The organism is Pseudonocardia parietis (assembly GCF_017876315.1).
Classification (GTDB): Bacteria; Actinomycetota; Actinomycetes; order Mycobacteriales; family Pseudonocardiaceae; genus Pseudonocardia; species Pseudonocardia parietis.
Genome location: NZ_JAGINU010000004.1, coordinates 171,179 through 183,977 on the forward strand (window position 1 = coordinate 171,179; position 12,799 = coordinate 183,977).

The window sequence follows — 12,799 nt, forward strand, 5'->3', positions numbered from 1 at the left end:
CCTCGTCTTCGATCGTCGCGCTCGCCCGTGTCAGGACAAGCGGCGATGATCACCGAGGACGATCACCCCGGGCAGGGGCAACTCGTGTAGATCAACACTGGTCGGCCGGGGCGGGCCAGCCCGGCGACAGCAACCGCCCCGTCGAGACCGCGGCCGCGACCTGCCAGACCGGCACCACGCCGAGCCCGAACCGGACACCCGCCGCCGCGGCGGCAGCGTCCACTGCGGCGACCGCGTCCGCCCACGCCGACCCGGCCGGCCCGGGCAGCACCGGATCCGGGGCCAACGCCCGACACCACCGGGTGAACACCGTCCGCACCGCCTCCACCCGCCCGGCGAAACGCCGCAACCAGCCGCGCACCGTGCCCGCCGGGCGACCGAGCAGCGCGGCGATCAGCCGGTGCCCGGCACCGGCCGCCTTCGCGGCCAACCCCGCCCCGATCACCGCGGCGGTGTCCGCACGACGGGCCAGCACCAGCACCGGCAGCAGCACGTGCGTGGCCGAGCAACCGGTGCATCGTGACCGCCGCGGGACCAGAGCCACCGCACCATCCGGGCCGCGGACCGCCCGGGCCCGCGCTCGGCCCCACCCGGTCAGCACGCCCGCGCATCCCGGACACGCCAACCCGCCCGAACGCAGGCGTTCCTCGACCCCGTCCGCGTCGATCTCTACCGTGAGCATCGCGCCTCCGAGCGCAACCACACGGCCCTCCCGCACGCTTCCGGCCAAGGACACCCGCGGGAGGGCCGTGGCCTATCCCCGACCCGAAGATCGTCACGGTGGCGGCGCCGACGAACCCGGTCAACACGACTCGCCCGCCACCATCCAGATCTGCACGCTCAACAGCGCCGACACCGAGCTACGTCGTCATCCTCAGTGGCGGCTGACACGTAGTAGGCATAGCGCCTATCCCAAGCCGCGTCTTCACCCGTATCAGCGGCCCGGCCGCCGTCACGACATGGTTCGAACCGCGTCCCGACACCGGCGTCATCTCCCGGCGCAGGGGTGAGTGAGTCCATGCTGATCCATCCGCGGTTCATCGTGCCTGTGGCTGTGCACGCGCACGTGACCGACCTGGCAGAGGTCGCCGGATGAGGCACGCACCCACTGACGTCCACCGGAGTCAGCGATGTAGAGGGCGGGCGAACTCTCGAGCGGCGCAGCGGTGACGATCTCGGTGTCGCCAGGCCACAGGGTTCGTCTGATCCGGACCGGGGTCGTCACGTGGAGTGACAGACGTGAGCGTAGCCAGATACTTCGCCAGGAACGCCCGGCCTGGATGTCGACGTCGCCGGCAAGCACGCTCGCGCGGACGGGCTCGGTGCTGTGGTTCCTCAAATGCAGCAGCGCCGTACCGTCCTCGTTGGGTGGTGCGGCCTGGAGGCCGATGCGTGCTGCCTGCGCTCGCCCACGGTCGACCGATCGCCGGTGGGCACGCAGGGCGTACATCAGCACACCTACAGCACCCGCAACACCCGCTGCCTGTGCACGGTCAGTGACGAACTTGAGCATGGTGGACCCCATTCGGCGGATCGTAGATGCTTGCACTGCGCAACTCGACCGGATGAGACCTGGAACTCCGTGAACGTTCAGCCAACTCGCCCCGAAAGGCGGCCACGTGCTCTTCGGCGGCGTCCGCCAGGAGTGCCTACTTCAGAGGAAACCAGGAGCGCTCATTGGCAGGCTATCCGCCCGCAGACACTCGAGGCGCCCCCTCCGGTAGCGAAAATGATGTGGAAGGTCGAGCGTCTGGTGAGCGCCGTTTCGGCACGATCTCGGCGACGATGATCCGTTCGGGGAATGAATCGACTACGCTGTGCAACTGTGCCGGCTTTGGGAGCGCGCGTGACCCTGATCGACCAGGCCCGACCCAAGCCGGGACTGGTGGGGGTGGTGGTTCGGCCGGACGCTGAGGATCTGGTCTACGCGCACGAGGTGTACACCGCGCATGGCGTCGGGCCGGAATTTGGCCAGGTGCTCGTGTGCTGGCGCCCGAACGAGCCCAGGCGAGGTACCTGGCACTGGCCTGACGATCTCCGCGTGTTATGCACGTCTGCAGGTAACTGGGCCAGAACCGAGTCGGGGAGATTGCAGGCCTCCCGTCGACCTCACGCCTGCCGCATCGATGATCAAGTGCGCTGAAGGGCTCCCAGCGCGCACAGGCCGACATTTGACAGGCCTACAATCTGAGCAGTCTCTCAATAGTGATCCCCAGCGGGAGGGTCGGTAATCCCGGGAAACGCTCGGAATGTAAGCAGCCGGTTACCGTGATCGTCTTCGGGGCCGCAAGGAGAACGAGCATAGTGTGAGCTATATCACACAAATGCTATGACCAGGCACAACCTTCGATCAACGGCTCCCTGACGGCCTAACTCGCTCACTCAGGGTTGCCAATTTGGCTCTTCGCTGTGCAACGATCGACGCTGTGCGGTACTCCTCACGGACTACAAGCGCTACTGCAAACGGCGTGCTGGCCTGGCGCGGTTGCGTCCGGGGTCAGGTCTGATCGCGGACCGTGGTGGCCCGGCTGCACGCGCGGGAGCACCCTTGACATCCATTCGAATCTTCCCTGGAGTCGACGCAACAGCCGTCAACACGAGAGAGTTCGACGGATGTAGTCAGAGAAACGAGGTTCCGATGCTTGAAGCAGTCGAGCAGCTGGGAGCTTGCGGTGCCTGAGACAGCGTGTGGTGAGCCTGAGTCGAAGGACCAGTATGTCGTGGTTGTATCCGACTTGCTCTCTGGTGAGCGCGACGCCTACGGGCCGCACGACCGAATGTCTGCTGATCACGCGGCTCGCTCTCTTGTGGAGAACTTGAGAGTCATCGGCGAGGCTGATCAGGTCACGATCGATGTGGCGCCTCTGATGACAGCAACTTTCGAGAAGCCCCCTCCGTGCGGAGGTGTCAGGATCGATGGTTCTCGGGTGGCGGATCAAAACTGATCCGGTCGGATTCGGTCAACGTTTCAGCCTGCACGGATCGTCCGGGGTCTCAGTCGCCGGAGCATTGTCTCGACACGCCTCTATGGGCGGTGATGTGTGGTCTGCTGACGCGGCCCGCCCGTTCAGAGAACAATTATTTCTGTACGCACGCCGGCAGAGGCTCCATCTGCACGCCGACAGGGATCGCGGACTGATGTGGTCGTCAGTTCCGTCGGTTGGCACGCACTAGGTCCGGCGGGGCGGTGGTAGTGCCGTGAGAACTCCGCGAGAGGACGGAAAGTATGGCTCAACTCACCGATACGTCATTGTCGGCGGCATCGGGGCCAAGCGGAGACGAATTTTCCGCCCGTGTGTCGCCGCCGGGTGGACCGGACGCCGTGGCGCAGGGCTGTAAATGCTCGATCCTGGCCAATGCCGACTACCGAGCCGGGGCGGCGGAGCAACCCCTGATCGACCCGATCTGTGCGGTTCATGCTGTCGCGGAGCGTGACGGGAACGACCCTGTGATGACGCCGACGCTCGGACCGCAACCTGTGTTGCAGAACGGCACCACACTCGACCCGCCTGTCACGAGACCGTCCCCCTGCCCGCGCAATCCCTCGGTCGCCGTCACCGGCGTTGGCTGAGGCGACAACCACGACGTCTCGAGCAGGGGCCAGTCACCGGGAGGACAGGCCGACTCTGCCAGTTAGTGAGCGGCAGACGGTAGGCGCCGCCATCGACCGACCGACCGACCGCGTCCGAGGAGGCGACCGCCGGCGCAATCGGCGCCTAGATTGACCCGCGAAGGCTCACGCGGTGGCTATCCCCATCCACCCCTTTCACGGACGCGACCGCGGGCTCGCGACCAGAAACGGGAGGACTGGCCAGGCTCAACCGGTCGTCCTTGTGGTGGCCCGGTGGATGAGCGAAGGAGCTGCTCCACCTTACTGAGCTGGCCGGGGCGGGGAGGGTCGGGGGACGCGCCCCGCCCCGGCTGCCGGCCTCTGATGAGGGCGATCGTCCCGGCCGGTCGCCACGTTCAGGACCGACGATCGGGCGGCGCGATCGTCGGGGAAAGTGGGGTTATCTCGCCCGCGGCGCGTGCGGTGAACGGGATGCAGCTGACCAGCCCTGCGGCTGCCCCGCCTCCAGCGTCGCCAGATCGGGATCGGCCCGCGGATCGGATCAGGTGCGCCCTTCCTGCTGGATCGGGAGCAGTTTGATGGTCGGCGCGGGTAGCCGGCCGCCCAGGATCTGCTGCCGCGAACCCCACTCGAGGGACCGCGGTCGGGAGACCTACGGGGTCACGCCGGTTCAGGGCCGTTGTCGCCCGGTGATCTCGTCTGCACCCCACGTGCTACGCCGCCGGCCGTGACCGTGTCGAGTCGCCGGGTCCGTACGGCCGCCGTACGGGCTCGGCGTGCCTCCATGTGGTGGGGAGGCGGCGACCATCGGTGATGTTGTCCGTCCCGTTCGCGTGAACTGTCCTTCTCTGTTTGCCGGTCGGTAACCGCGTTGCCCGGGTGGGGGCATGACGGCCGGAGAGCCTTCGTCTCGTCCGTGCTGAGCGCGCACACCGCGCGCGGCGGACCGGAGGTATTTCATGAGGTCGATTCATCATCGTGGCGTCGTCGCTCTGATCGGCGTCGCGCTGCTGGGGCTGACGGCCTGCGGGCAGAGTGCCGCCGACGGCGCGGGCGCCGGTGACACGCTCGTGTTCGCTGCCGTGCCGTCGGAGGAGTCGACGAGCCTGCAGCAGAGCTTCGAGCCGATCATCTCCATGCTGGAGCAGGAGACCGGGACGACGATCGAGTTCCAGAACGCCACGGACTACGCGGCCGTGGTGGAGGGCATGCGTGCCGGGCAGATCGACATGGCGATGTATGGGCCCTTCTCCTACGTGCTTGCCAAGGAGCAGGATCCGGACATCTCCGCGGTCGCCGCCGTGATCGACGAGCAGGGCGGCGAGCCCGGCTACGTGTCCTATGGGATCACCCGCCCGGACACCGGCATCACCGACCTGGCCGGGTTCGCAGGCCGCACCGTGTGCTTCGTTGATCCGAACTCGACCTCGGGCTACCTGTACCCCACGGCTGGGCTGATGGAGGCCGGTGTCGACGTGCGGAACGGCTTGAACCCGGTCTTCGCGGGTGGGCACGACGCGTCCGCGCTCGCGGTCGCCGGCGGCCAGTGCGACGCGGGGTTCGCCTTCGACGCGATCGTCGATTCCCAGCTCATCGGGTCCGGGCAGCTGCAGCCCGGGCAGTTGCAGACCGTGTGGCGCTCCGAGACGATCGCCGGCTCGCCGATCGCGCTGGCCTCCGGCATGGCGCCCGAGCTGCGCGACCGGATCGGTCGGGCGCTGGTCGAGCGGGGCAACGTCGACCGGCTCACCGCCGACGGGTTCTGCGCGTCGGCCGAGGACTGCGAGGTCGGCGAGGCGGGCAGCTGGGGCTATGCACCGGTGGACGACACGCTCTACGACGGTGTCCGGCGGGTCTGCGACGTGACCCGTGCCGAGTCCTGCACGAGCCTGGGCTGAGCGGCCCCGTGTTCAACCAACGGAGCTTCACCGCACCGATGTACGAGAAGGACGATCCCGTGCTGGAGATCAGCGGCCTCACCAAGCGCTTCGCCCCCGACGTCCATGCCCTCGACGACGTCTCGTTGACCGTCCGGCCGGGGGAGAACGTCGCTGTGCTCGGGCTGTCGGGATCGGGCAAGTCCACGCTGCTGCGGCACGTGAACGGCCTGCACCGGCCCACATCTGGCACGGTCCGGGTGCTGGGTACCGATGTCGGCACGGCGAGTTCGGACGAGCTGCGCAGGTTGCGGTCCCGCGTCGGGTTCGTGTTCCAGCAGTTCCACCTGGTCGGCAGTGTCTCGGTGCTGGAGAACGTGTGCACCGGGGCGCTCGGAGGGCTGCGCGGGCCGCGGCTCGGGCTGATCAGCTATCCGCGGCGGGTACGGCGGGCGGCGCTGGAGCAGCTCGACCGGGTCGGTCTGGCCGATCAGCGCTTCCAGCGTGCGGACACGCTCTCCGGCGGTCAGCAGCAGCGGGTCGCGGTGGCCCGGGCCCTGCTGCAACGCCCCCGGATCCTGCTCGCCGACGAGCCGGTCGCCTCGCTCGATCCCGAGTCGTCGGCGCAGGTCATGGCGCTCATCGCGGACGTGAGTCGGGAGGACGGGCTGACCGTGGTGTGCAGCCTGCATCAGGTCGAGGTCGCGCTGTCGTTCGGCGAGCGCATCGTCGGCCTGCGCTCGGGCCAGATCGTGCTGGACCAGCCCGCCGCCGCGACGGATCGCTGCGCGGCGATGGCGGTCTACGGCGGGATGGCTGAGGCGGCAGCGGTTCCGGTGGCGGCGGCGCGGTGACGGTCACCGAGCTGCGCCCGGACCCCGGCCCGGGGCCGACGGTGCCGCGCCCGAGCGGGCCCGGGGCCGCGGTGGTCCTGGTCCTGCTGGGCCTGCTCGCTGCGGCGGTGTGGGCGACCGCGGAGCTGCGGCTCAACGTGGCCACGCTCGTGGACAGCGTCGGCAACGCCGCCGATTTCCTGTCCCGCACTGTCCCGCTCGACTTCCCGCCGCTCGGCGAGGTGCTGGCGCTCAGTGCACAGACCCTGGCCATCGTCGTCTGCGCGACCCTGCTCGCGGTGCTGGTGAGCCTGCCGGTGGCGGTGCTGGCCGCGGCCAACACGACACCGGGACGGTCTGTGCGCTACGGCGCGCGCGCCGTGGTCGTGGTGGCCCGGGCCGTTCCGGATGTGGTGCTGGCCATCGTGTTCTTCCGGCTGTTCGGGCTCGGCGGGCTGGCCGGTGTGCTGGCGATGGGCCTGCACTCGGTGGGCATGGTCGGCAAGCTCTACGCCGACGCGATCGAGCAGATCGACGAGGGGCCGCGCACGGCGGTCCGGTCCACGGGGGCGCGACGCTGGCAGGAGCTGGTGTCCGGGGTGCTGCCCCAGGTTCTACCGGCCCTGGTCGCGACAGCGCTGCACCGCTTCGACATCAACCTGCGGATCTCGGTGCTGCTGGGCTTCGTCGGCGTCGGCGGCCTCGGCTTCGAGATCGCCACGGCGCTGCGCCGGCTGGACTACCAGCGCGGTATGGCCCTGGCGTTGATCGTGCTGGTCCTCTGTATCGGCGCGGAGTTGCTGTCCGGGGCGGTCCGCAGGGCCTTGCTCGGAGCCGGTGACGACGGCGCCCGGGCCCCGGGTCCGCTCGGCCGCCGGCTGGGCCGGGTCCGGGCCGAGCTGCGCCGCGAGCCCGGCGCCGGGACCGGGACCCGGCCGCGGATCCTCGCGCCGGATACGACGATCCCGCCCTGGTCCCCGCGCCGGCTGCGCGGCGCCGGGTACGCACTGCTGACCGGGGTGGTCGTGCTGGCGTCGCTGTGGGGCGCGGACCTCGCGCCGTGGCAGGCCTTTGCCGGATTGGCCGGGGCGGTGGACACGCTCGGCCTGTTCTGGCCACCGAGCGTCGGCGGCATCCTCCCCGAGCTGCTCGCCGAGCTGGTGGTCACCGTGCAGATCGCGCTCGCGGCGACGCTGATCGGCGCTGTCCTGGCACTGCCGGTCGGGTGCCTCGCCGCCCGCAACGTCGCGCCGGCCCGCTGGGTGTCGACCGCGTTCCGGTCCGTGGTCGTCCTGGTCCGTGGGTTGCCGGAGCTGGTCCTCGCGATCGTGTTCGTTGTGATCACCGGGCTCGGGCCGGTCGCGGGTGCCCTCGCGCTCTCGATCGGGGCGGTCGGGCTGCTCGGCAAGCTCGTGGCCGACTCGCTGGAGGAGACCGACGTGCGGGTACAGCAGGCGGTGCGCGCGGCCGGCGCGAGCAGGCTGCAGGTGTTCACCGCGGTCACGCTGCCGCAGGCGGCCCCGGCGTTCGTGGCGCATCTGCTCTACCAGCTCGACGTCAACATCCGTTCGGCGACGCTGCTCGGTGTCGTCGGCGCCGGCGGGATCGGCTTCTATCTGCTCAACGCCTCCCGGGTACTGGAGTACGGGGTGGTGACCACCGTGATGATGATGATCTTTGCCGTGGTGATGCTGGTCGAGCTGCTCGCGGTGTGGCTGCGCCGGCGGGTCGCTTGAGGCGTGTGCGCAGGGACCGCACAACCGGCTCGGTCGTTCATCGTCGTTTCCCTGCCGGTTACCTCTGGTGCGGTTGTCCGGACATGGCCGGTCGGCAGGGTCGTAGCCGTGACAGCGGGCAAGTACCTCAAGATCGCGGACGTGCTGGCGGCCGAGCTCGACGGGGTCGCTCCTGGGATGCGGGTGGTGGGGGAGTACGCCATCGGTCGCCGGTTCTCGGTGGGCCGTGCGGCGGCCCGCGCCGCGCTGCAGGAGCTCGAACGCCGGTTGATCGTGCGCCGCATCCAGGGTGTGGGCACGTTCGTGAATCGGCGGTTGGACTACACGGTCTCGCGTGATCGACGGCCGTCCTGGCACGAGACCGTCCTGGCCGCTGGCGGGGTGCCGCGCACGGTGATCCGCGACATCGACGTTGTTGCGCTGCCCGCGGGGCCGGCGGCGCTGCTCGGGCGGGCGGTGGGCAGCCCGTGCCACCACCTGGTGCGGCACTCCTACGCCGATGAGCTGCTCGCCGCGCGGGTGCACGAGTGGGTGCCGGTGGACGTCGTGGCGGATCTGGAGCCCGCCATCCGGGCCGGTGAGTCGCTGGATCTGGTGTTGCGCCAGGTCGCTCCGGCTGACCCGGAGCGGGTGTGGTGCCGGGTGAGCCTGGAGATCCCGCCCGCGGAGGTCTGTGCGGGGCTGCTGGTCGAGGCGAGCCGCCCGGTGTGGTTGATCGAGAGCTTGAGCCACGACCGACTGACCGGTCGGCCGTTGATGTGCAGCACGTCGTGGATGCGCGCCGACGCGGTCCGCGTGGTGGTCGAGATGGGCTCGGCCACCGCTAGTTCCCCGGAGGAGACCGATGTATCGCAGTCGTGAGGACAGGGCCGGGCTGCTTGCCCTGGCCACCTGCGAGGAGCTGGTCGGGTTGGCCGATGCCTGCCTGGCCGACGCGCCACCCCCACACCTGGTCCGCGGCCCGGAGATCGGCTGCATCGCCACCGAGGTGGTCGAGCCGGTGGCCGGTGACCGCTTCCTGCTCGGCGACGTGCTGGCCTGCCGGGCGGAGGTCGAGTTCGCCGGGGCACGGGGGTGGGCTGTGCGCCTCGGCGACGACCGGGCCGCTGTGCTCGCGGCCGCGATCTGCGACGCCGCCGCGCAAGCAGGCCACGACGCCGACGTCGCCGCGCTGTGCGAGCGGGTCGCGGCCCGCGAGGCCGCGGCCGAGGCCGCCGAGTGGGCCCGGCTCGCGCCCACGATCGTCGAGTTCGAGGAGTTGACGTGACCGCACCCCGCATGCTCGCCCCACAACCCCCGGAGACCGCGCAGCCGGTGTTCCGGGCCGTGCTCGATGCCCTGGCCCGCCCCGGCATCCTCACGCGGCTGCCCGCCGGCGGCGCGGTTCCCCCTGCCCTGCTGCCGGTGCTGGGGTTGGCTGATCTGGACACCCCGGTCGCGATCCTGTCCGACGAGGACTGGAGCGATCCGGTCGGCACCGCGACCGGCGCCCCGATCACCGGGCCCGCGCAGGCCCGGTTCGTGGCGGCGCTGCGGTCACCGGCGGCCGACGAGGTGGCCGGGTTCCCGGTCGGGAGCGCCGCGAGCCCGGAGGCCGGGGCGCTGGTGAGCCTGGCTGTACCGGAGCTGACCGGCGGCCCGCAGCGCACGCTGCGCGGTCCCGGCATCCCGCAGTGCCGCGCGGTCGCGCCGCGCGGTGTCGGCCCGCAGGTGTGGGCGGCCCGCGCGGGCGCGGCGTTCCCGGCGGGGTTCGACCTGCTGCTGGTGGACCCGGACGGGCGGGTCCTCGGCATTCCGCGCAGCACCCGGATCGAGGAGGACTGATGGGGTACTCGGGAGCCCGCGGCGGGCTGGAGGCCATCCTCGCCGCCGAACGACTGGTCCGCGAGGAGCGTGATCACGCACCGCAGGACCGAGTGTCGAGCGCGCAGATCATCGCGCGGTTCCGGCTCGCCGTCGACCGGATCCAGGGCGAGGCCGGTCTGTATGACGAGGCGACCGCGGCCGACGCCTTCCGGCAGGCCGAGGGCGACACTCTCGAGGCTGCGCACCTGGTTCGGGCACACCGCTCGACGTTGCCGCGCCTGGCGCGCAGCGTGGCGGTCGACCCGGACGAGATGGTGGTCCTGCGCCGCATCGTTCCCGCGCACCGGACCCCCGACGGCCCCCAGCTGCTGGGACGCACGACCGACTACACCGGCCGCATGCTGCGACGCGAGGACTCCGACGACCCGGATCCACCGCAGCCGGCGCCCGCCCCGGTCGCGGACCGGACCGCCGAGCAACGCCACCCGGCACGCTTCTCGGCCTTCCTGCGTTCGCTGGACCTGCTCGTCGAGCACGAGCGCGACGACGCCGAGCCGTTCGATGTGACCCGGCGCCCGGCGCGTCCGCCCGCCCCGCGCTCGGCGGTGCTCGCCTCGATGGCGCGCGCCGAGACCGGTGCGCTGGTCGGCATCTGGTACCGGTCGATCCTCGGCCCGGACGGCGACATCCACGAGGTCACCCTCGGCGAGGTGCGGCACGGCAGGCTTCCGCTGCGGGTGTCGCACCCCCACACCGGGCGTCCGGTGCGGATCGGCTCCTTCCGGGCGAGCGAGGCCGAGGCGATCGAGGACCTCGACGGGGCGGACGAGGACCGCACCCGCTTCGACATCGGCTACGGGCTGGTCTTCGGCCACAACGAACGCAAGGCGATCGCGATGGCGAACCTCGACATCGCCTGCCGCCGGTTCGGCCGCTCCGGCCCGCTGGAACAGCTGCTGCTGCTGACCACCGACGGGCTCGACTCGGCGGGCTTCCTCGAACACCTCAAGCTGCCGCACTACGTCACGTTCCGCTCGATGGTCGAGCGCAAGCGGGCGGTCCGCGCCTCGGGCGCGACCGTGCGTGACACCGAACCCGCAGGGAGGGACTGCCAGTGACCGCCACGACGACGACCAGGTCCGACAGCAGTACCGCCGAGCTCCTCGGCGGGATCGACGCCCTCGCCTCACCGGCCGGGATCATCGACGAGGGCGCCAAGCGCGAGATCCGCCGCGCGGCGCTGACCGCGATCTGCGTGCCCGGCTACCAGGTCCCGTTCGGCTCCCGGGAGATGCCGGTGGCCCGCGGCTGGGGCTCGGGCGGGCTGCAGGTGACGCTCGCGGTGATCGGCGTGCACGACACGGTCAAGGTGATCGACCAGGGCGATGACGACGGGGTCAACGCGACCAACCTGCGACGGCTGATCGGCGAGGGCACCGGGTGTGACGGCACCGCCGACACGCGGGAGGCGACCGTGGTCCAGAGCCGGCACCGGGTGCCCGAGCAGCCGATGGGCTCCGAGCAGCTGCTCGTGCTGCAGGTCCCGGTTCCCGAGCCGTTGCGCGGCGTGCAGCGCTCGGTCGTCGAGTGCGCGCGGATGCACGCCGAGGCCGACTACGCGGCGATGTGGGTGAGCCTCTATGAGGACGTCGTCCGCAACGGCGTGATCACGAAATCGACGGGCTACCCGGTTTTGGTCGACGGCCGCTACGTCCTCGCGACCACCCCGATCCCGCGCTGGGACGTCCCGCGGCTGCACCGCAGCGCGCACCCGATCCTGTTCGGAGCGGGGCGGGAGAAGCGCATCTATGCGATCCCGCCGGACACCGATGTCGCACCGCTGACCTTCGACGACATCGCGTTCGAGGTGGAGGGTGCTGTCGGGGCTCGCTGTGTGCGGTGCGGCTCGGACGACACGTTCCTGGTCGAGGCCGGTCGGGACCGCTTCGCGTGCAGTGACATCGAGTGGTGCTCGCGGGTGAGCGACGGCGATGCCGATACCGGCGCGCACCGGTCCGCGGCACCGCTGCACCTGCTGGCACAGCCCGCACGGCGACCCGGCACGGCGACGGCGACAGCGACAGCGACAGCGACAGCGACGATGCCCGCCCCCGAGCCCCGGGTGCTGCCGGACGGCGCCGACTGGACCCTGCTCGCCGAGGCCATCGGCAAGGTGCACGGCCCCGGTGGCGACGCGGCGGTGGCGGGCACCGGGCCGGAGCACGGCACCGCGCTGAGCCCGGCCACCGGTGCGGTCGTCGCGGCGTGGGACGTCGGCTTCGACGTCGCGCCGGGAGAGGCGGTCGGCCTGATCGGCGAGTCCGGCTCCGGGAAGTCGACCGTGCTGCGGTGCATCGTCGGCGACGAGGACGCGACCTCCGGACGACTGTTCCTGGCCGGTGTCGACGGTGGCCGCACCGACGTGCTGACCCTCGACGCCCCGACCCGCCGCCGGCTGCGGATCTCGACGCTGGGCATCGTCCACCAGGACCCGGCCACCGGACTCGCCATGGGCGTGTCGGCCGGGGGCAACATCGCCGAACGACTCACCGCGGCGGGGTGGCGCAGCTACGGCGCGATCCGGGCGCGGGCGGCGCAGCTGCTCGACCGCGTCGAGGTGCCGCTGTCGCGGATGGACGACCCGGTCCGCACCTTCTCCGGCGGGATGCGGCAGCGGGTGCAGATCGCCGCGGCGCTGGCCACCGACCCTGCCGTGCTTTTGCTGGACGAGCCCACCACCGGGCTGGACGCCTCGGTCGCCGCGGGCGTGCTCGACCTGCTGCGCGGCTTGCTGGCCGAACGCGACACCGCCGCGGTCGTGGTCAGCCACGACTTCGGCGTCGTCGAGACCCTGACCGACCGGACTCTGGTCATGCACCTGGGTCGGGTCGTCGAGCGGGGCCTGACCGACCAGCTGTTCCGCGACCCCCACCACCCTTACACCCAGCGGCTCGTCGCCGCGGCCCGGAGGTGACC

At 71.1% G+C, this 12,799-nt stretch carries 11 protein-coding genes; 9 read left to right on the forward strand and 2 right to left on the reverse strand.

What is annotated here, in order from left to right; genetic code table 11:
* Window positions 1-91 precede the first annotated feature (91 nt).
* Together JOF36_RS36980 and JOF36_RS36985 are read right to left on the reverse strand one after the other, a co-directional pair.
* Entirely contained in the window at window positions 92-682 is a 591-nt protein-coding gene (locus tag JOF36_RS36980; protein ID WP_210036886.1) for a hypothetical protein, read from the reverse strand.
* 306 nt (window positions 683-988) lie between these two features.
* Window positions 989-1,525 carry a hypothetical protein gene (locus tag JOF36_RS36985; RefSeq protein WP_210036887.1) on the reverse strand — a complete coding sequence of 179 codons (537 nt, stop codon included), beginning with the start codon at window positions 1,523-1,525 and terminating at the stop codon, window positions 989-991.
* Between the two features lie 1,701 nt (window positions 1,526-3,226).
* On the opposite strand from JOF36_RS36985, the gene JOF36_RS36990 reads away from it, so the two are divergent.
* From JOF36_RS36990 to JOF36_RS37030, 9 genes are all read left to right on the forward strand, one after another.
* The gene (locus JOF36_RS36990) at window positions 3,227-3,571 is read left to right on the forward strand and encodes a hypothetical protein (RefSeq protein ID WP_210036888.1); all 345 of its coding nucleotides are present in this window, start codon (window positions 3,227-3,229) and stop codon (window positions 3,569-3,571) included.
* A 959-nt stretch (window positions 3,572-4,530) separates the two neighbouring features.
* The gene (locus JOF36_RS36995) at window positions 4,531-5,469 is read left to right on the forward strand and encodes a phosphate/phosphite/phosphonate ABC transporter substrate-binding protein (RefSeq protein ID WP_210036889.1); all 939 of its coding nucleotides are present in this window, start codon (window positions 4,531-4,533) and stop codon (window positions 5,467-5,469) included.
* Window positions 5,470-5,477: 8 nt separating this feature from the next.
* On the forward strand, window positions 5,478-6,302 hold the full coding sequence (phnC, locus tag JOF36_RS37000) for a phosphonate ABC transporter ATP-binding protein (RefSeq protein ID WP_307862811.1): 825 nt from the start codon (window positions 5,478-5,480) through the stop codon (window positions 6,300-6,302).
* A complete protein-coding gene (gene phnE, locus JOF36_RS37005) occupies window positions 6,299-8,017 on the forward strand; it encodes a phosphonate ABC transporter, permease protein PhnE (RefSeq protein WP_210036890.1) in 1,719 nt (572 codons plus the stop codon). Before phnC ends, phnE begins: the two co-directional genes overlap by 4 nt.
* Before the next feature lie 108 nt (window positions 8,018-8,125).
* Window positions 8,126-8,878, forward strand: a complete 753-nt coding sequence (locus JOF36_RS37010; RefSeq protein WP_307862812.1) for a GntR family transcriptional regulator — start codon at window positions 8,126-8,128, stop codon at window positions 8,876-8,878.
* Window positions 8,862-9,284 carry a phosphonate C-P lyase system protein PhnG gene (locus tag JOF36_RS37015; protein WP_210036891.1) on the forward strand — a complete coding sequence of 141 codons (423 nt, stop codon included), beginning with the start codon at window positions 8,862-8,864 and terminating at the stop codon, window positions 9,282-9,284. Before JOF36_RS37010 ends, JOF36_RS37015 begins: the two co-directional genes overlap by 17 nt.
* Window positions 9,281-9,841, forward strand: a complete 561-nt coding sequence (phnH, locus tag JOF36_RS37020) for a phosphonate C-P lyase system protein PhnH (RefSeq protein WP_210036892.1) — start codon at window positions 9,281-9,283, stop codon at window positions 9,839-9,841. The genes JOF36_RS37015 and phnH overlap by 4 nt, the downstream gene beginning before the upstream one ends.
* Window positions 9,841-10,941: a carbon-phosphorus lyase complex subunit PhnI gene (locus JOF36_RS37025; protein WP_210036893.1), complete on the forward strand. Its 1,101-nt coding sequence runs from the start codon at window positions 9,841-9,843 to the stop codon at window positions 10,939-10,941. The genes phnH and JOF36_RS37025 overlap by 1 nt, the downstream gene beginning before the upstream one ends.
* Entirely contained in the window at window positions 10,938-12,797 is a 1,860-nt protein-coding gene (locus tag JOF36_RS37030; protein ID WP_210036894.1) for an alpha-D-ribose 1-methylphosphonate 5-phosphate C-P-lyase PhnJ, read from the forward strand. The genes JOF36_RS37025 and JOF36_RS37030 overlap by 4 nt, the downstream gene beginning before the upstream one ends.
* Window positions 12,798-12,799 lie beyond the last annotated feature (2 nt).